Genomic DNA, 18,768 nt, shown 5'->3' with positions numbered 1-18,768 from the left:
CGGTAGTGCGGAGGTCACGTACGGTCGATGCCGATGGGGGTCCCCTTGCCAACACCCGACGGAGTGCTTTGGGACAGGGATCCACACACGGCGGCCAAGCACCGCGTTTATCAGAGTTACCTGAACGCATGGTTCCCCATCCTGCTCCAGTCGGTGTATGGAAGCAGTGGCGTTACGTACGCGGAAGGCTTTTCTGGTCCAGGAGAGTACAAGGACGGGTCCCCGGGTTCGCCTCTAATCGCGCTACGGGCGGCCCTGAACTGCAAAGCGCCACCAACGCCACACCGCCCCGCCCGCTTCATTCTGCTGGAAGAAAAGCGTGCCCGGGTTCGCCACTTGAGCGAGCAACTGGAAAAGGTGCTGGGTACGCTCGACCCCACTGCGCTTGCAAAGCGTGGACTTATTGTCGATCCGAAGGTTGGGGTATGCAAAGATGATCTATTGCCTCTCTTGGACAGTCACAAGGTGTGGAATAAGCCCCTGCTTCTAATCCTTGACACATTCGGCTCGGCTGTGGATTTTGCCCTGTTGCAAACGGTTGCGCGAAGTCGGGCGGCGGAGACTATCGTGACAATGCAGCCAAGCCAATTCATCCGCTTTGCGTCGGATCCCAATCATTACGGCGACCGTGTCTTTGGCCCGGTCGTCTGGCGGGACGTCCAAGCGCGCAGCGGCAGAGCAAAGGCTCGATACATCAAAGAGCAGTACCGCCGGGTACTAAATGAGGCGGGTTTCAAGTTCGTTCTTGATTTCGAGTTGGCCGACGAGCGCAACAACTTGCTCTACCTCGTCTATGGCACCAACTCCGATAAGGGCGTCGAGAAGATGAAGGATGCCATCTGGGCGGTTGACCCCTATCAGGGCGTAGGTTACCGCGACCCCCGCGATCCTAACCAGGAAACCCTTCCGATTCAACCTTTGCCCCAGACGGGTCCCCTTTGTCGGCTGATTCTCGAATACCTCTCACAACTCCCGAACCAGCGAGCTACGTTGGATGAGCTTCGGCGGTTTGTGCTAATAGAGACAATTTTCCGACCGGGACAAACGCTGAGAGCCGTTCAAAGACTCATCGCTGAGGGTAAGGCGACCGGTGAGCCTGATGGCAAACGCCTCACCGGTGCATCTGTGATCGCGGTGACCGGAGTAACCGCTCTCTTCTGAAAATCGCCCCGTCCGATGCTGGTGGCATTGGTGCCACATCCTGTGCGCTAGACCAGGTAGATGTACCTCTCCAGGCCGTCTGCGTCAACGATCTTGAAGCGATCCTCAGGTGCTATCTCATATAGCAGTGCGGCAAGCCGTACTGCGCGGTTGAGGGCGTCCGTCCGACTGCTGCACTGCCCATCGGCTAGGCGGGTTAGAGCAGCGTCAGCGTCTACTGTCAGGTTGACAGTGATTTTGACCAGTCGAGATTTACTCGCCTCACTCATCGCTTTCTCCGACGGCACCCATTTTGGTTCCGGGACGGCCAGCCGGAGAGCGTGGCAGGGTTTGACTCCTAGGTAACACTGCACGAGTCGCTGTGGCTATACAGGTACAGGCAACGCCCCTGACTGGGAATGATGTTGCCGCAGTAGACGGGGTGTTGGTTAAGCTGATCATCCTCATGGCTGACAGCAGTATCCCTAGGATCGAAATCAGGAATGAAGTCGAGAAAGTCGGCGAGCCTTTCGGCCATCCCAAGGGCCGCACCGAGCGTCGGGGCCTTGAATGGAACGTGGAGAACGAACCGTGAGTCGGGCTGCGTCAGATCTTCGAGCGGTAGAGCGCGTTGGGTTGCGGTTGGTGCGATTGTGTTTCTTGGCGGTGGGCCGCTTGCATAGCGTGCGTCGGTCACGTTCTGGCTCCTTTGACTTGTTGCGGTGGGGTGCGGGTGTCGGCGGGGGACCTGACCCGCACCCCGACTGGTGCTGTCGTACGCACCTGCCCTCGCGGCCCTTGCGGCGAGCACGAGAGCAGGGCCTATCCCCGTACGACGTTGGGTAGTCAATCGGCGACCAGTCGTACGTCGCGCCTGCCCTGGTAGACCCCTCGCGAACGTCTAGGGCCTTCGCGATACGTCCCATGACGGCCTTGCAACGTCCCGTCCGGGAAACGTCCAATGGAGATATGAATGAACGTCTGAGGACGGTTATGGTGCGGCGGGGCGTCGCGGTGGAGGACCTGGCGGGTGAGTGCGGCGTCGACCCCAAGACGGTCGAGCGGTGGATCAGCTCGGGACGGGTTCCGCATCGGCGGCATCGGTGGGCGACGGCGCGGCGGCTGGGGGCGGAAGAGGCGTACCTCTGGCCTGACGTGCTCGCGTCGGTGGCCAACAAGCGTGGTGAGGCGAGTCGGGCAGAGCTGATCGAGGTCTTCCCGGATCGGGCGTCGGTTCCGCGTGAGACGTGGCTACGCCTGCTGTCCGAGGCGCAGGAACGGGTGGACGTGCTGGTCTTCTCCGGGACGTTCTTCGCGCAGATACAGCCACGGGTCGCCCGAATGCTCGCCGATCGTCTGTCGGTCGGTGTGCAGGTGCGGCTCTGCTTTGGCGACCCGAACAGCGAGGCGGTGACGGTCCGGGACCGGGAGGAGGGCTTGGGCGGCACGCTCGCTGCGAAGATCCGGGCGTCGTTGACGTACTACCGGGAGATCGCGGGGATGGAAGGCTGCGAGATTCGGCTGCACCCGACCACGCTGTACAACAGCCTGTTCCGGTACGACGACGAGATCCTGACGAACCCGCACGCGTACGGTGAGGCTGCCAGCGCCAATCCGACGTTCCATCTGCGTAAGGTCGATGGTGGCGGCCTGTTTGATCACTACGTGAGTAGCTTCGAGCGGGTGTGGGCTACCGCGATGCCGTGGCTGGCTACGGAGGTCTGAGCGTGGGACGTGTCGAGTACTGGAACGACCCGGATGCACCAAAGGCGAACACGCTCGTACCCGCGTGCGGGGTCTTGGCGGTCGACGACCAGGGTGCGATCCTGCTACAACGGCGCCGGGACACCGGTCAGTGGGCGCTACCGATGGGCAAGATGGAAATCGGAGAAACCCCATCTGAGTGCGCGGTCCGGGAGACCCGTGAGGAGACCGGCATCGACGTGAAGGTGACTGGCATCCTCGGCGTCTACTCCGACCCGGGCCACATCGTCGCGTACACCGACGGTGAGGTCCGTCAGGAGTACGAAGTGACGTTGCTGGCGCGGCCGGTGGGTGGCGCCTTGACGGCGAACGACGAGGCAAGCGAGATCGGCTGGTTTCTGCCTGACGAGCTTGCCAGTCTGGACATCCATCCGACGATGTGGCGGCAGATCACTGATTATCTCAGGCAGCGCTTCCCACACATCGACTGATCCGAGCTTGCCGAAGGGCCCCACCGCATTCCGTGGCACTGGTGCATCGGTGGCGGCAAGAAGCCTGTCTCACGAACCCGTCTGCGCAGGTAGTTACGGTTGCACTACACCCGGTACGCGGATCAACTTTGGGCCGATTATCGTAGTCCTCTGTGGACCACTCAGAGATCTCGCTCCGACCCTGGCGGCAACGCATCGCCACCTGTCCGGGCGCACTCGGCAGGACCGAGGACATCATCACCGATCTCCGAGCGTTGCTGAAGGCGCTCGGAACCGATGGCCTACCCGCCGACGCCAACTTTGCCGTTGGATCAGGCCGTTCTGTCACCGTTCGTGAAGCGACCCGCTACCTCACGACTATCGGGTTAGCCCGTGTGCAGGGTGGACGACTTGGCGTCACCAGGCTCGCCGCGTCGTGGCTTGAGGCGGGAGACGACCGAGACATCGTCCGTATCTTGCACTCTGCTGTGCAATATGTGGGGGAAGTCCTTGCCGTTCTTGCTAACGCGGATGGGCGGGCGAGTCACGACGAGTTGCTGGATGCGGCTTCGAAACAATACGGAATGAGCTGGACCAGTCTGGACCCCATCCGCAGGAGGACATCCTGGCTGCGGTCAGCGCACCTAGTGGATCTATTCGACGGCCAAGTTCATTTGACCGATGAAGGTGCGGCTTTCCTTAAGGGTCTCGATGTGGCTGAACCCTTGCAGCCTCAAACTGAGGATCTGCTAGTTCAGGTCTCCCCGGCAACGCCGGAGGTACTTTCGCTCCTCGAAGGACTAACCGAGCAGCGCCTCCAGGAACGTGACCGGGTCGCGAACTACTTCGCGACACCTGGCGATTCGGTTGTCGATGCGTTACATGACTTTGTGCTAAAGCTAAGAGATCGTAGTTCCGAGTCTGCGTTCGTCGAGTATGTAGGCGCACAGTGCAAGATTTCGCGGGCGAGCGCAAGTATGATGTTAGGGACGATCCGGAAGCTCGGCCTCGCTGGTCGGGTCGGGCCAGATGCCTATCAGGCTACTGCGCTTGGACTAGCTTGGTCTGAGGATGGCGACAGGATCGATCTTATCCGGATCGCACATGCCCGCCTTTGGGGTATTGGTGAGCTGCTTGACCTCCTGGATGCTTCGCCTAAAGCGGGTCAGGGTCTCTTGAAGACCGTTGGGCTGCCATCGGCGGCCCGAGACCGATTGCGATTGCTAGTCGAGTGTGGCTTGGCAGAAAAGTTCGACCATACAAGATACGTGATCACTGCTCTGGGGCGAGCGGTCCGCGAGGAGTTGCCCCGAGTCTCCGCATCCAATCTGGTTGATGATCCTGTAAGCGCTGATGTTGCGGAGATCGTTGAGCGGGACAGTGTCGGGGCGGTCATTGATGAACTTCAAGAAGCTGCGGTGTGCGGAGAGGAGCCCGCTCGGCTGGAGCGTGCTCTAGGAAAGGTTCTCCAACTGCTCGGCCTGGCTGACGTGACAGTCCTCGGCCAAGGCCCAGGGCGTACGGACGTGCTTGCAACCTTGCCTGTTCCTTGGTATGAGGGCACAACCATCTGTTTCGATGCGAAGGCATCATCTAGTGCGTTAGTGCCCGAATCTCAGGTGTCGTTCGCCGCGCTGGGTGAGCATCGCGCGAAGCACAGTGCGAGGTGGTCCGTGCTCGTTGGACCAGCGTTCCATTCGCGTGTCCACACCATGGCGGCAAATGACGGACATGTAACGGTGCTTGACGCCAGTTATCTTGGAGAGGTCCTTCAGGCGCATGTTCGGGCGCCTTTTCTGCCCGAACAGCTCGTGGTGTTATTCGATCCTCGCGGCAGCGCGGACCGCGCCCAGCTTGTCCAGCACCATCATCTAAGTGCGGAACGAGTGAGGGACGTGCTTCGGATGGTCTTGTGTGCGCTGGAGATTGAGGCGCGCGAGCCACTAGACGACGGCTGGCTCACGCCGCTTGACGTCGTGCGGATGTCTCGGCAACAGGTCGATCTATCAGTCGACGAAGTGAAGCATGTTCTTGCGGGGATATGTGCCCTGCCGTGGGTTCAAGGGATCCAGCAGGATAAGGACAGATTTCGGCTAGTTGCTCCGGTCAACGATGTGCTCGCCCGGCTTCGATTCCTTGGGTCGACCTGAGGTCCATTCGATCATTGCCGGCATTCTTCAACTATCTCAACATTGCCGCAGGGCATCTACTTGTCTTGCTTCTGCGGGGTGGAGATCGGGGCGAATAACGCCGCGTCGTTGCTTCCCATCCACGGGAAAGGCCCCGGCTCCTGTAACCGGACCGGGGCGTACGTGGACGTGAGGTAATTGAATCAAGGCTCCTCGCGGGCGAGTGCGGTGGCGAGTTCGGCCATGCTGCCGATGATGGCTTCGGCTTTGGCGAGGCGGGTGCGTTTGCCTCGTTTGTTGGCGTACCCGATGGCGGTGACTCGGGCGGCTTGGGCGGCTTCGACATCGCTTTCTGAGTCGCCGACGAGGATGCATTGCTCGGGGTCGGCGTGCAGCTCGCGGAGGGCAGCGAGGACTGGTGCCGGGTTGGGTTTCATCTGGTCGGGTTGGCCGTGGGTGCGGCCGATGATCGGGTGTACGTAGTCGGTGAGGCGTCGGGCGGTGAGATAGGTGCGTACGGCTTCGGCGGAGTTGTTGGAGACGATGGCGACGCGTCGGCCGGTTTGGTGGGCGGTGACGATGACTTCGCGTGCGTACGGGGTGGGTTGAGCGGTGGCGGCTGCGGTGACTTCTGCGGCTCGGAGTGCGTCGTCGATGCGGCGGGTGATGGTCGGCTGGTTCAGGGTGACGGTGAAGCGGAGCACGGCCAGCGGGTCGGCCTCGATCTGGATGTGGTCGGGGAGGGTCACGCCCTGGTCGACGAGCAGGCGGCGCAGCTCGGTTGCGACGCTGGGGGCGGGGTAGTTGGCGAAGATGCTGCACACGGGGCCGTCGAAGTCAAGCAGCACGTAGCAGGTGCGGTCGGCGATGGTGCGCAGGTTGGGGCGGGTCACGACGTGTACTCGCGGGCGATCGTGCGCCACATGCTGTCGAACCAGGCGCGGGCCTGCTCGACGTAGAGGGCGTCGTTGGAGGAGTCCTCGTCGCTGGGCGTGAACGGGAATAGGATGGCGTCCTTGCCCATGGCGTCGTAGATGGCCATGGGGTTGCCGTTGATGGTGACGGTGTGTTCGACGACAGGGTAGAAGCCGAAGAACGCTTCTTCCTCGTTGATCACGAACAGCTTGAACAGCGGGGCGGCTTTGTGGACGCGTACCTCGGTTGACGCGCTCTTGACCAGGTCCAGGTCTGCGAGTTCTTGGACGGCGTCGATGACGGCGTGGATCGACCGGTCGGTGATGCGTTGGGCACGGGCGCGGATGGCGGGGTCGTCGGCCTGGTCCTCGGCGCGGCACGGGATCGCCATCGGGGCGGTCATGTCGGAGATGAGGATCCGGAGCCGGATCGACTCGGGGGTGAGTCGGCCGATGCGTACCTTGTCCAGGGTTTCCTGGATGGCGTTGTAGAGGGTCTCACCCGAGAATCCCGCGAAGTCGATCGTGACGTGGGTGGCCTCGAAGGCACGCTCAACGTGCGGGCGTAGTCCGACGGGGCGTTCGGTGTTGGCACGGACGAAGGTGCCGCTGCCCTGGCGGGTGACGATCAGCCGTTCCTCTTGCAGCTTGCGGAGGGCGGCTTTGATCGTTTCGCGGGCGACGCTGAACCGCTCGACCAGGTCGTGTTGTGAGGGCAGCTTCTCGCCTGGGGCGAACTTGCCGGTCTTGATCTCGGCACGCAGGGCTGCCGCGATCTGCTGTGACGGTGTCCGGGGGTCGTCGGGGTCAAGACTCATGCGCGGACGATACCGCTGACTAGCCAAGCTAGGAAAGTTTTCGATCTATCTGTTGACATGGCTAGCCAAGCCGACCTACCTTTGATCCACGCCGCTTGGCTAGTCAGGATAGCCAGGCAGATAGTGGAGGTCTGAGCAGATGGCTCTCAGGGGCGGAACGAGGTTTTCGGTCCGGTGTGAGGACGTGTTCCCGGCGGGGTGCGCGTTAGTGCCCGAGTCGATGGGCGAGGTGGAGGACTACGACGAGAAGACCGGCCGGCGGTCCCCGGCGAAGGACAAGGTGACCGGACAGCGGGTGTGGCAGGTGAAGGTGATGGACCTGGACCCGGAGTTGGGGAAGAGGTCGCGGGAAACGACGGTGAAGATCTCGGCTGACTACCCGCCGGCAGCCCCGACCGGCGCCTACTTCGAGCAGGTGGAGTTCGACGGGATGACGGTCACGCCGTACGTGGCCAACAACGGTCGGATGGCGTACTCGCTGCGGGCGACCGGGATGCGCGCTCCGGCGGGCGTGACGAGCAAGGCGGCGGCGTAGCCGCATCAGGTACGGGCGGGGCTGTCTGGTCTTGGCGGACGGCAGCCCCGCCCTCCGTTTTCCCCTTCCCCCATCTCTGAGGAGAGGTTCCAACGTGTCCAAGCGTAGGCGCCAGCCTGCCCAAAAGCGGGTGCGGTGCGGCGTGTGCCAGGCAAATTACGACCCGACCAACGGCGGCACGGATGGCCGTTGCCCGCTCTGCGTCGATCAGCTTGTTCTTCCGCTGCCTCCGGTGCGGGATGCGTCGGGCCGGTTCGTGTCCCTGCGGGGTGGCCGATGATCGGGCGGCGGCCTCGGGGCCAGGTGGTGATGACCACGGGCGGCGACTTCGTGGTGTTCCGGCCGAAGCGGTTCGAGCTGCCCGTCTGGGCGGTGATCCTCGGCCTGCTCGCCCGGTGGACCGGCAAGGCGGTCTGGTGGTGCCTGCGGCACCCCATCGCCACCACCTCGACCTGCTTTGTCATCGCGGTCTACGTCGACTACGGCTGGTCCGGGCTGCTGGTGCCGCTGGTCTTGGCCGGTGCCGGGTCGGCGGTGTGGCGGTGGAAGCACGAACCGTCGTGGTGGACGTGGTTGGCGGGCCCGTTGCTCGGCCGGTTCCGGCAGGCGTTCGTCTACCGGCGGGTCTGGCGTGAGGCCATGACGCTGTGTGGGCTGGCCAGCACGTACGACCATCAAACGGTCCTGCCCGAGCTGCTGTCGGTGCGGTCGGATCAAGCCCTCGATGTTCTGACGATTCGGATGGTGCGCGGTCAGACCCCGACCGACTTCCAACGGGTGACCGCGAACCTGGCGTACGCGTTCGGGCGGCGGTACGCGCGGGTGTATTCGGAACGGCCCGACGATGCCCCGACCCGTACCGGTCGCTGGGCCTGGCTGCTGAGGCTGGTCGACCGGATGCGGTTCCGGGACCGCCCGACCGTGGTCTACCTGGTCCTGGTGCGTACGGACGCGCTGCGGACGATCGTGCCGCCGTTCCCCGTACCTGTGGTGCCGGACTTCACCGCGCTGCCGCTGGCTCGCCGGGAAGACCTGCGTACCTGGTGCTTGCATCTGCTCGCCACTCACGTCCTGGTCGGCGGCGCCACCCGGCGCGGTAAGGGCTCGGTGCTCTGGTCCCTCGTCCGGTCCCTCGCAGGCGGGGTCGCCTCCGGGCTGGTCCGGCTGTGGGTGATCGACCCGAAGGGCGGGATGGAGTTCGCGCTGGGGCGGCCGATGTTCGCCCGGTTCGCCTGCAAGTCGTTCGAGGCCATGGCGGACCTGCTGGACGAAGCCGTAGCGGTGATGCGCGAGCGACAGACCCGGCTGGCCGGCAACGTCCGGGTGCACACCCCGACCGTGGCTGACCCCCTGGTCGTGGTCGTCATCGACGAAATGGCGGCGCTGACCGCGTACCTGCAAGACGGAGAGCTGCGTAAGCGCATCGCGGCCTCGCTGGGGATGCTGTTGTCGCAGGGTGCCGGCGTCGGGGTCCTGGTCGTGGCCGCGTTGCAGGACCCGCGCAAAGAGGTGCTGCCGTTCCGGGACCTGTTCCCGACCCGGATCGCGCTCGGCCTGACCGAGGAATCCCAAGTGGACATGATCCTCGGCGACGGGGCACGCGACCGGGGAGCGCTGGCCGACCAGATGCCGCGCTGGGCGAAAGGTGTCGGCTACGTCATCCTCGACGGCACCCCGGAACCGATGCGGGTCCGCTTCTCCTACCTGACCGACGAGCAGATCCGGGACATGGCACGGGAGTACCCGGCCCCCGCCGATGCGGCGGACATCCTCGCCCAGGTCGGCCGCGAAACCGCCACCGAACCGATCCGCAACGCCCGTCCCGTCCCGCTGCCTCGGCGGTCGGCGGCAGGGCCGCTGATCCCGGACACCTTGCTGAACCTCCTCAACCGCGACACCGACAAGCGGGGAGGTGAGCCGCGGTGACCACCACCCCGAACACCCGGCGCTTCTACCGGCTCCGCGCACCCAACGGCACCGACCCGGACACCGCCGTTTCCGTACGCGTTGACCCCGACCGGCCCGACCCGTACCCCGTCTATCTCGCCGTTGGCGGCGGCCGGCGACGCATGTACCTCACGGCCGACGAAGCGTGGACCCTCTGGCGCTGCCTCTCCGAAGCCGTCGTGACACTCGGCGACCCACCCGACCACATCCACACCACCATCCGACCGGCCGGGAGGTAACCAGCCATGACACCCCTCAACCGACTCCCGTACCTGGTCAACCTGATGCGCCGGCCGCTACGTATCCGGCTCGTCGGCCCGCCCGACCAGGCTGCCGCCGCACTCCAGGGCATCGCCCACATGGTCCTCCGGCGCCGGGACATGAACGGTCGGCGTATCCGCGTCCACATCACGATCCGCACCCGTCCCGCCGGGGGTGACCGATGATGCGCCAACGCGCTGAGAACGCGGTGAAAGTGCTGATCCTGCTCGCTATCGGGGGCATGGCTGGAGCGGCTGCCTTCACCCACGTACACGATTTGACCGTCGCCCACGGACAGCCGGACTGGATCGGCTGGGCCAACGCCGTAGCCGTCGAACTCATGGCCATCTACCTCGGCCTGGAAATCCGCTCCCGGCGCCGTACCGGTCGGCCGGTCGGGTTCGTCGGCGTACTGCTCGTCGCCTTTTCCCTGCTCTCCCTCGCCGCCCAGGTCGCCGAAGCCGAACCCACCGTCTGGGGCTGGATCGTCGCCGCCGTCCCGTCCCTCGCCTTCCTCGCCCTGGTCAAGGTCGTCCTGTCCAGCGCTCCCGCTGCTCCCGTCGTCGCCGACGATGAGCGCCTGGCGGCCGTCGACGAACCCGAACCGGAGCCCGTCGCGGTCGACCCCGAACCGGTACGGGAACCCGTCGTCTACGCGCCCGTCGCTCCACCGGCACGCCCGGCAACCTCGGCGGTCCTGCCTCCCCTGGGCGTGGTCCACCCGACCCGGCCCGGCATCGTCGGGGTGAACCGATGACCGCCCCCACCCTGCCCGGCCTCGAACCGGCAGCCATTCCGGAACCTCCCCGACCCGGATCGCGTGCGGCCCGGATGGCGCTGCCTCGCTCCATCGACGTACTCCGGGACATCGCCACCGAGTACGGCGTCTGCATCCGACCACTTCCCATGCGCCGGACTGACCTCGACACGGGCCTGACCGAGGTTATTGACCTGCCGTGCGGGGCGACCCGTGAGGACAAGTGCCCGCCGTGCGCGAAGAAGAACCGACGGCTGCGGCAGGCGCAGATCCGGGAAGGCTGGCACCGGTCCGACGAGCCTTCCCCTCCACCGGAACCCGCGACGGAGGAACAGAAGGCGCTGATCGTGCTGCGGGCACACTTCGAGTTCGCCCGGGACAAAGCCGTCCGCTCGTCGCAGTGGGACCAGGTCGCCGACCTCGACGAAGCAATCCAAGAGGTCGAAGAGGCCATCGCGGCGGAAGGACTACGCGGCCGAGTCGGACCACCGCACCACGTCGACGGTGACGACCAGGCCGACGACGACAACGGCCCCCGGCGAAAGCGGTCGACCAGGCGGCGGCAGGACGCACCCGACCTACCCCGCCGCAAAGTCGAAGCACGGACGGTAGGCAAGACGTACAAGGCACCGGACGGCACCACCTACCAACCGTCGATGTGGCTGACCCTCACCCTCGACTCCTACGGCCCGGTCCTCTCCGACGGCACACCCGTCAACCCCGACCGGTACGACTACCGCCGCGCGGCATGGGATGCGGTCCACTTCCCGCGACTGCTCGACCGGTTTTGGCAGAACCTCCGTCGCTGTGAAGGCTGGAACGTCCAGTACGCCGGCTGCGTCGAGCCGCAACGACGCCTCGCCCCACACGCACACTTCGCCATCCGGGGCACCATCCCGCGCGACACCCTTCGCACTGTGGCGGCGGCGACGTACCACCAGGTGTGGTGGCCGAGCGTCGACGTACAGCTCTACCACCGGAACCGGCACCCGGTCTGGGACGAAGAAGCCTCGGCATGGGTCGACCCGGACACCCGGCAACCGTTGACCACCTGGACCGAAGCCCTCGACACGATCGACCAGGACGAAGAAGCCGAACCCGTCCACGTCGTCCGCTTCGGCGCCCAGGTCGACGCACGCGGCGTCATGCCCGGCACGCAGGATGCCGAACGAACCATCCGGTACGTCACGAAGTACATCACCAAAGCCACCGGCGACTGCCACAAGATCACCACCGACCGGCAGCAACAACACCTAGACCGACTCTGGTACCAACTCCAGATCACACCCTGCACCGACCGGTGCCCCAACTGGCTCCTCTACGGCATCCAACCGAAGAAGGCACACGCCAAGCTCAAGCCCGGCCGCTGCAAAGGCAAGGTCCACCAACGGGAAACCCTCGGCATCGGCGGCCGGCGCATCCTCGTCTCCCGCGACTGGTCCGGCAAAACCCTCGCCGACCACAAACACGACGCACGCGCCTGGGTGAAAGCACTTCTCGGCGTCACCACCGACCTTGCCGGGGTCGAGCATGCCCAGGGCGCCACGATCGAACGGGTCCGGCACGCCTGGGAACTCGCCCGACCCCACGACCCAGACGTGACACCCCTCGCCCACCGGCTCATGCGCTCCATCTCCGAACGCGCCCGGTGGCGCTCCGAACTCCTCGCAGCCAAGGACCGGGCGGCGCAGCAGCCGACATCAGATCTTTCGGCAACTGGCAACGGAACCAGCAACGGGGAGGAACTGTGAAGGGCGACGAACTGCTGACCGTGCCGGAGGTGCTGGCGGAACTCCGGGTTCCCCGTTCGACCTGGTACTACTGGCGGCAGGTCGGCAAGGGACCACGGGTGATCAAGCTTCCGAACGGGGAGCTTCGCGTACGTCGTTCCGCTCTGGGCCAGTGGCTCGGTGCCCTGGAGTGCGATGCCGCGTGAACAGCTACGAGATCCAGATCTGGGAGATCACCAAGCGGGTGGACCGGAAGGCCCGTCCCTGGCGGTTCCGTTGGGCAGTAGGCGGTGTGCGGTTCGAGGAGTTGTTCCGCTCCAAGGCGCTGGCCAGCTCGTTCCGGTCCGAGCTGGTCAAGGCATCCAACGACGGGGAGCCATTCGACACCACCACCGGCCGCCCGGCCTCCGAGTCACGGACGATGAACCAAACCACCTGGTACGCGCACAGCCGCGACTACATCCAGATGAAGTGGCCCAGGGCGGCAGCCAAGACCCGGCGCTCGATCGTCGAAGCGCTGACCCCGATCGCCATGACCCTCACCTACCCGAAGAAGCGGGGCCGTCCCGCCGATCAGGTGCTACGCGAGGCCCTGTACCTCTACGGCTTCAACCCGCGTCGCTGGTCGGAAGAGATCCCGGACGCGCACGCGGCGGCGCTGACCTGGTTGGAAGGGGCGTCCCTGCCGGTCGTCGAGCTGGATTCCCCGTCGATGATCCGCCGGGTTCTGGACAGTCTTTGCGTACGGCTGGACGGCAAGTCCGCCGCTGCCTCGACCGTCCAGCGGAAGCGCGCCACCTTATATAACGCGCTCGGCTACGCGGTAGAGCGGGAGCTGTTGGCCTCGAACCCGGTTGATCGGGTTCAGTGGACGGCTCCCGAGGTTGCCCAGGCCATCGACCGGCGGGTGGTGGCGAACCCGGTTCAGGTCGCGGCCCTCCTCGAAGCCGTGGAATCTCTCGGCAACCGGGCGGACCGGGTGACGGGGTTCTTCGGCTGTCTCTACTACGCCGGGATGCGGCCCTCCGAAGCGGCGGACCTACGGCGGGACGACTGCGATCTACCGGGGCATTGCCCCGACTGTGGGAACGACTTCGAGGACCTGGCGGCGGTCCAACCGTCGGCATCCTGCGAGCACGAGAAGATCGAACCTCGCTGGGGTCGGCTCGTGCTCGCTGGAACCGCGCCGCGTGCCGGCACCCACTGGACCGACGACGGCCAGGCGCACGAGCGGCGGGGCCTAAAGCATCGGGCACGTAAGGAGACACGTACCGTTCCTATCCCACCCCAACTGGTCGAAATACTGGCGAAGCACGTCAAGACTCACGGCGTTGCCCCCGACGGTCGGTTCTTCCGGGGCCTGCACGGCGGACCGCTTTCCGAGTCGGTATACGACCGGTGGTGGAAGCTCGCGCGCCAGCAGGCGTTGACGGAATCTCAGGTCGCCTCGCCGCTGGTCCGGCGGCCGTATGACCTACGTCACGCGGCGGCCTCGCTCTGGCTCAATGCCGGAGTGCCGGCGACCGAGGTTGCCCGACGGCTGGGTCACGGTGTCGCTGTCCTGCTCCGCGTCTACGCCAACTGCATCGACGGGGGAGACGACACCATGAACGACAAGATCGGTGGCGCGCTTCAATGACACCGCAAAACCTGCTATGTCACAATACGTATATGTCGTTGGACCCTAAGTTGCGAGAGCGGTTGCTCCCGGCTTGTGTTGCCGGATGCGCTGCGGGGTCCGCTGCTGCTGCTGGGTTCTCGGCGGCTCCGTCCGCCTTCCAGGTTGTCATGACTGGTACTGCGGCTGTCTTGGCGGCGTTGGCCGTGCTGGTTCAGCCGCCGAGTTCGACGATGAGCCTTTTTAAAAAAATCTTCATGAGTGGAACGGTGCAGAATCGCACCGTTCCACTGTGGCAACTGTGGCAACTGTGGCAGCCCGACCCGGTGTTGAGGGCGGCGGACGCCCCTCGATTGCTGTGACCATCGGTGGTATGAGGCTCGTGGGCAGCACGTGGGCAGCACGTGGGCAGCCTCGCCACGGACGCGGGCGGCTTGAGAAGTTACGGCAGGTCAAGAGCCAGTTGGGCGTCTTGATCGTGGACGCCCTGTAAATCCGTCGCGAAAGCTTCAGAGGTTCGAATCCTCTACCCGCCACCAGGTGCGGAAACGGCCTCCGGCCAGCAGAGATGCTGACCGGAGGCCGTTCTCGTTGGTCCCGTGGTGTCCCAGTGGATCTAGCTGGCGCGCAGCGTCCGGGGGCGTGTCGGGGGAAGATCAGCACGCCTGTCGGTCAGCGCCGGCTACTGCGGCTGACCCGCGCGCCGCGTGCGGTGGCGTCGATCTCCGGCGTACGCCGTCGGCCGGTGATTTCCGAGCGTCGCGAGGGATGGCACGGTCAGTGTCCGCACGCTCTTCGACGTACGGGCCGAGGTGACCAGGGCGCTCGCCGAGGCCGCCGACGAGCGCGCGGAGGTCGAGACGGACCGCAACGGCGTACGACTGTTCGACGAGCGGTTCGTGAAGGCGTCCGAGCAGCTCGGCTCGGACGGGGCAGCGGTACGCCTCGCCACACCGTGAGCAGGCTGATCGGTAGACATCTTCGGTTCGGATGAGGACGTCAACTCGTGGCGTGGGGACTTCGACCTCAGCGGAGCCGTCTTCGACGGTGGCGACCTCTCGGGCGCGCTGTTCAGTGGTGGGGAGATGTCTTTCCAACGGGCGGACTTCGACGTTGCGCCCATCTTCGACTCCTGCGAGAGCGGGAAGCGTCCGGTTGGTCTTCGACTGCCCGACCGGTGATGCGGCGTCGGACTTGGGGCGCCGTCACGTCCTTCCTGCGGGGCGCACATGTCAGCGGGGATTCAAGCCGGCAGCGGGGACGGGCGCGACGACCGGTGGTACGGCTTTCGGCGAAGGCGTGACTATTGACTGTCCTTCAATGTCACCTCGGGACAGTTTGCGAATGCGTACCGTGATTTGTGCTGTAAGTGTGACCGATTACCTGTCGGCCGGTGTCGTCCGCGAAGCGATGCGAGTCGGGGCGTTGCGATTCCGGGGTGCCGGGTCTCCCGGAGTGGGCCACCGATCGTGAGAACGAGAGGTGAAGTCTTCTTGAGGGGTGGGACCTGCGCGGGCCCACTCATTGTGTTGGCCCTCCCGCTGTTCGTGAGCGGCCGTGTGCTGGTGGCGGCGGGTATCGGAGGACCGGCGAGGGCCGATGGCGCGACGGGCGTCGTCCGATATGGGGAGTCTTGAAGGGATAAGTTCTATAGGTCGATTATGAGGGGCAGCGCGATTTGATCCGGCTTATCTGATTCGAGGAAAAGCTCACTTCGTGCGCTGTGCGCACCAAGTCGGGGATCTGTGGCACACGGGGTTGCATCCAGCCGGCGGACTCGTCCCTACCGTTCGGTTGGAATTTGCCGGATCGGTGGTGCGACAGGCCCGTACCGCTTTGCTGCCTCTCGTAGCTGTGGCACCATCATGGAACCTCCACCTCCTCCCCCGCCATTCTCTCGACAGGAGCCAACAATGTCTGCACGACGGCTGGGTCGGCTGCTTGGCTCGGCCCTCGCGCTCGTGGCGCTCCTCGGTGCCGTGTTCGTCACCAACGAGGTGCTCGCCTTCAACCAGATGACCTTCGACTGGGTCGCCGGTGTCAGCACCGTGATGATCGACGGCGTCAGCGGGTACACCGGCTGACAGCACTCCCCGACCCGGTGCGCCGGGCGAAGGGAACGCAACCCCTAGGGAGCGGCATGGCCAGGCGCCAGTCATCGTCACGACGGTCTGCTGAGCACGCCTGGTTCATCACCGGCCCCCTGGCGATCCTGGCCGTGATCTGGTCGACGGCTCTGGGCATCCTGCCCGACGATCGGCCCGGTAACTGGCTGATCGCCGTCTTCCTGCTGGTCGCGATGGTGGTGACCGAGAGCTCGACGCTCCACTTCGTCATCCGTCGCCAGGCCTTCGCCGCCACCGTCACCGAGATTCCGTTGGTGCTGGCGCTGTACTTCCTCACGCCACTGACGGTGGTGCTGGTCTACACCCTCGCGGCGCTGATCACCCAGATCCGGCGCAAGCTCAGCACCGCGAAGTTCTCCTTCAACGTGGCGAAGACGGCCGCCGCCACCTCGCTGGCCGGCCTGGTCCTGCACGCGCTGCCGCCGATCGAGAACGTCGGGCCCGGCACCTGGGGCATTCTCTTCGCCGGGGTCAGCACCATCACCCTGGTCACGTTCGCCGCGGTGGTCGGCGTCATCACCCTGATGCAGGGCGCCCAGGCGGGCTGGGAGGTGACCCGGACCGGCGCGCCGAACCTGATCATCGCCGCGGCCAACGTCTCGGTCGGTCTGATCGTGCTGATCGCGCTCGTGGTGACCTGGTGGTCGGTGCTCCTGCTGGCCGTGCTCGCCGCCGGGATCGGCCTGGTCGGCAAGTCCTACGCGCAGTTCTTCCGGCAGCACCGGACCCTGGCCGACATGTACGACCTCACCCGGGCGATGACCCGCAGTGGCCAGGACGGCACCCTGGCGGACGTCATGCTCGGCCGGGTACGCGCCCTGATGCAGGCCGAGTACGCGACGCTCTGGCTACCCGCCCAGGGACGGCATCCGGAGGTGCTGCTGACCGCTCGGGTGGACGACCCCGGACTGCTCGACTTCGGGCGTACGCCCCCGATCGCGCGGGAGCGCGCCTTCCAGGAGAAACAGATCATCGCGGTCAGCGGGCGGCTCAGCGGTGACGAGGAGGTGCGTGCCGCGCTCCGCGAGGGCGACGTCAAGGACCTCATCGTCACCCCGCTCCGGTCCGGTGAGGCGGTGATCGGCACCCTGGAGGTCGTCAACCGGCTCGGTGAGATCAGCCACTTCCTTCCCGGCGACGTACCCGTCTTCGAGACGATCTCGGCACACGTGGCGGTCGCACTGGAGAACAGCCGACTGGTCGACCGGTTGCGCCATGACGCGTACCACGACGGGTTGGTGAACCTCCCGAACCGGCGTCGGATGACCGAGGCCCTGGAGGAGGCGGTACGCGTCCGCGCCCCGGGCGAGGTGGTCGCCATGCTGCTGTTCGACGTGGACGGGCTGCGTCAGGTCAACGAGACGCTCGGCCACGCCGCCGGGGACAAGGTGCTCACCGAGGTCGCCTCGCGACTGCGCTCCTGTGCACCGGCGGCGGCGCTGGTGGGTCGGGTCGGCGGGGACGAGTTCCTGGTCACGCTCCGGGTGGAGAACGCCGAGGCGGCGACCGTGCTCGCCGCCGAGCTGCGCCAGCAGATTCAGGACCAGATGGTTTTCGGCACCCTGGTCCTGGACGTCGACACCGCCGTCGGGGTGGTCGTACACCCGGACCACGGCAACGACCCCGAGACCCTGCTGCGCCGGGTCGACCTGGCGGCCACCGCCGCGAAGTCCACCCCCGGCAGCATCCAGCTCTTCAACCCGGCGCTCGAGTCCCGGTCCATGCACCGTCTCGGGCTCGCCGGTGACCTGCGGCGGGCGCTGGACAACAACGAGCTGGAGGTCTACTTCCAGCCGAAGGTGACCCTGGACGACCGGCGGCTGGTCGGGGTGGAGTGCCTCGCCCGCTGGGAACACCCGGCGCACGGTCCGGTCTCGCCGGAGGACTTCGTGGCGGTCGCCGAGCACACCGGTCAGCTCGAGCGGTTGACCGAGGCGGTGCTCCGCGAGGGGCTGCGCCGCAGCCGGGACTGGAGTGCCGACGGCGGGTCGCTCGCGGTGTCGGTCAACCTCGCCGCCCGTACCCTGATCGACCAGCACTTCCCGGACCGGGTCCAGGAGCTGCTCACGGAGTACGGTGTGGCGCCCGAACTGCTCACCTTCGAGATCAAGGAAGCCGGGGTGCTGGACGGGACCAACCGTCCGATGCCGACCCTGCGCCGGCTGCGCGACGTCGGGGTACGGCTGTCGGTCGACGACTTCGGCACCGGTTACTCCTCCCTGTCCTATCTGCGTCGGCTTCCCGTCGACGAGGTCAAGGTCGACCGTTCCTTCGTGCAGGGGATGGCGACCGACCCGGTCGACCTGGCGATCGTCAACGCGGTGGTGACCCTCTCCCAACAGTTCGGCCTGACGGTGGTCGCGGAGGGCGTGGAGAGTGAGCTGACGCTCGAACTGCTGCAGGACATCGGCTGCCAGATCGGCCAGGGATTCCTGTTCAGCCGGCCGCTGCCGTACGAGCGGCTGGAGGCATGGTTCGGTGCCCAGGTGGAGCCCGAGGTGGCCCCGAACACCGATGTACGCAGGCTGCGCGCGGTGCCGTAACCGCAGGCCGGAGGTTCGTCGCCGAAGCGGGTGGCGACGTCCGGGGATCCGATTTCCCCACCGCTGGGTCGCCGTG

Annotated in this window: 19 protein-coding genes; 16 read left to right on the top strand and 3 right to left on the bottom strand. The window is 65.7% G+C overall.

Translation table 11 applies throughout. The features are described 5' to 3' along the window. Positions 1 to 33 precede the first annotated feature (33 nt). Positions 34 to 1,161, top strand: coding sequence for a three-Cys-motif partner protein TcmP (gene tcmP, locus ACI2K4_RS13040; protein ID WP_404510793.1), 1,128 nt, complete (start codon positions 34 to 36; stop codon positions 1,159 to 1,161). Between the two features lie 337 nt (positions 1,162 to 1,498). Here tcmP and ACI2K4_RS13035 read toward each other — a convergent pair whose 3' ends face one another. Next, the gene (locus ACI2K4_RS13035; RefSeq protein ID WP_404510791.1) at positions 1,499 to 1,837 is read right to left on the bottom strand and encodes a hypothetical protein; all 339 of its coding nucleotides are present in this window, start codon (positions 1,835 to 1,837) and stop codon (positions 1,499 to 1,501) included. A 317-nt stretch (positions 1,838 to 2,154) separates the two neighbouring features. Here ACI2K4_RS13035 and ACI2K4_RS13030 point away from each other — a divergent pair, with 317 nt between their 5' ends. From ACI2K4_RS13030 to ACI2K4_RS13020, 3 genes are all read left to right on the top strand, one after another. Beyond that, positions 2,155 to 2,865, top strand: coding sequence for an XRE family transcriptional regulator (locus ACI2K4_RS13030; protein ID WP_404510789.1), 711 nt, complete (start codon positions 2,155 to 2,157; stop codon positions 2,863 to 2,865). A 2-nt stretch (positions 2,866 to 2,867) separates the two neighbouring features. Then, positions 2,868 to 3,335 carry an NUDIX hydrolase gene (locus tag ACI2K4_RS13025; protein ID WP_404510787.1) on the top strand — a complete coding sequence of 156 codons (468 nt, stop codon included), beginning with the start codon at positions 2,868 to 2,870 and terminating at the stop codon, positions 3,333 to 3,335. Positions 3,336 to 3,487: 152 nt separating this feature from the next. Next, positions 3,488 to 5,464, top strand: coding sequence for a hypothetical protein (locus ACI2K4_RS13020; protein WP_404510786.1), 1,977 nt, complete (start codon positions 3,488 to 3,490; stop codon positions 5,462 to 5,464). A 182-nt stretch (positions 5,465 to 5,646) separates the two neighbouring features. On the opposite strand, the gene ACI2K4_RS13015 is transcribed toward ACI2K4_RS13020, so the two are convergent. Both ACI2K4_RS13015 and ACI2K4_RS13010 read right to left on the bottom strand, forming a co-directional pair. Continuing rightward, complete coding sequence (locus tag ACI2K4_RS13015; RefSeq protein ID WP_404510784.1) at positions 5,647 to 6,336, bottom strand: HAD family hydrolase; 690 nt, start codon at positions 6,334 to 6,336, stop codon at positions 5,647 to 5,649. Continuing rightward, a complete protein-coding gene (locus ACI2K4_RS13010) occupies positions 6,333 to 7,175 on the bottom strand; it encodes a GntR family transcriptional regulator (protein WP_404510782.1) in 843 nt (280 codons plus the stop codon). Before ACI2K4_RS13010 ends, ACI2K4_RS13015 begins: the two co-directional genes overlap by 4 nt. A gap of 139 nt (positions 7,176 to 7,314) precedes the next feature. On the opposite strand from ACI2K4_RS13010, the gene ACI2K4_RS13005 reads away from it, so the two are divergent. From ACI2K4_RS13005 to ACI2K4_RS12950, 12 genes are all read left to right on the top strand, one after another. Beyond that, positions 7,315 to 7,710, top strand: a complete 396-nt coding sequence (locus tag ACI2K4_RS13005) for a transcriptional regulator (RefSeq protein ID WP_404510780.1) — start codon at positions 7,315 to 7,317, stop codon at positions 7,708 to 7,710. Positions 7,711 to 7,986: 276 nt separating this feature from the next. Further along, entirely contained in the window at positions 7,987 to 9,636 is a 1,650-nt protein-coding gene (locus ACI2K4_RS13000) for an FtsK/SpoIIIE domain-containing protein (RefSeq protein WP_404510777.1), read from the top strand. Next, positions 9,633 to 9,896, top strand: coding sequence for a hypothetical protein (locus ACI2K4_RS12995; protein ID WP_377513596.1), 264 nt, complete (start codon positions 9,633 to 9,635; stop codon positions 9,894 to 9,896). The genes ACI2K4_RS13000 and ACI2K4_RS12995 overlap by 4 nt, the downstream gene beginning before the upstream one ends. A 6-nt stretch (positions 9,897 to 9,902) precedes the next feature. Beyond that, positions 9,903 to 10,103: a hypothetical protein gene (locus ACI2K4_RS12990; RefSeq protein WP_404510775.1), complete on the top strand. Its 201-nt coding sequence runs from the start codon at positions 9,903 to 9,905 to the stop codon at positions 10,101 to 10,103. Next, positions 10,100 to 10,675, top strand: coding sequence for a DUF2637 domain-containing protein (locus ACI2K4_RS12985; protein ID WP_404510773.1), 576 nt, complete (start codon positions 10,100 to 10,102; stop codon positions 10,673 to 10,675). The genes ACI2K4_RS12990 and ACI2K4_RS12985 overlap by 4 nt, the downstream gene beginning before the upstream one ends. Then, on the top strand, positions 10,672 to 12,426 hold the full coding sequence (locus ACI2K4_RS12980) for a replication initiator (protein WP_404510771.1): 1,755 nt from the start codon (positions 10,672 to 10,674) through the stop codon (positions 12,424 to 12,426). The genes ACI2K4_RS12985 and ACI2K4_RS12980 overlap by 4 nt, the downstream gene beginning before the upstream one ends. Further along, positions 12,423 to 12,611: a helix-turn-helix domain-containing protein gene (locus tag ACI2K4_RS12975; protein WP_329107089.1), complete on the top strand. Its 189-nt coding sequence runs from the start codon at positions 12,423 to 12,425 to the stop codon at positions 12,609 to 12,611. The genes ACI2K4_RS12980 and ACI2K4_RS12975 overlap by 4 nt, the downstream gene beginning before the upstream one ends. Further along, positions 12,608 to 14,044 carry a tyrosine-type recombinase/integrase gene (locus tag ACI2K4_RS12970; protein WP_404510768.1) on the top strand — a complete coding sequence of 479 codons (1,437 nt, stop codon included), beginning with the start codon at positions 12,608 to 12,610 and terminating at the stop codon, positions 14,042 to 14,044. The genes ACI2K4_RS12975 and ACI2K4_RS12970 overlap by 4 nt, the downstream gene beginning before the upstream one ends. 149 nt (positions 14,045 to 14,193) lie before the next feature. Next, positions 14,194 to 14,385: a hypothetical protein gene (locus tag ACI2K4_RS12965; RefSeq protein WP_404510766.1), complete on the top strand. Its 192-nt coding sequence runs from the start codon at positions 14,194 to 14,196 to the stop codon at positions 14,383 to 14,385. A gap of 450 nt (positions 14,386 to 14,835) precedes the next feature. After that, complete coding sequence (locus ACI2K4_RS12960) at positions 14,836 to 14,982, top strand: hypothetical protein (protein ID WP_404510764.1); 147 nt, start codon at positions 14,836 to 14,838, stop codon at positions 14,980 to 14,982. 954 nt (positions 14,983 to 15,936) lie between these two features. Further along, complete coding sequence (locus ACI2K4_RS12955) at positions 15,937 to 16,107, top strand: hypothetical protein (protein WP_404510762.1); 171 nt, start codon at positions 15,937 to 15,939, stop codon at positions 16,105 to 16,107. A 56-nt stretch (positions 16,108 to 16,163) separates the two neighbouring features. Beyond that, the gene (locus ACI2K4_RS12950) at positions 16,164 to 18,692 is read left to right on the top strand and encodes a putative bifunctional diguanylate cyclase/phosphodiesterase (RefSeq protein WP_404510760.1); all 2,529 of its coding nucleotides are present in this window, start codon (positions 16,164 to 16,166) and stop codon (positions 18,690 to 18,692) included. Positions 18,693 to 18,768: the final 76 nt, after the last annotated feature.

The organism is Micromonospora sp. NPDC050397 (assembly GCF_044901685.1).
Lineage (GTDB): Bacteria > Actinomycetota > Actinomycetes > Mycobacteriales > Micromonosporaceae > Micromonospora_G.
The sequence above is the reverse complement of the archived record's forward strand: the minus strand, read 5'-3'. Positions and strand labels throughout refer to the sequence as shown.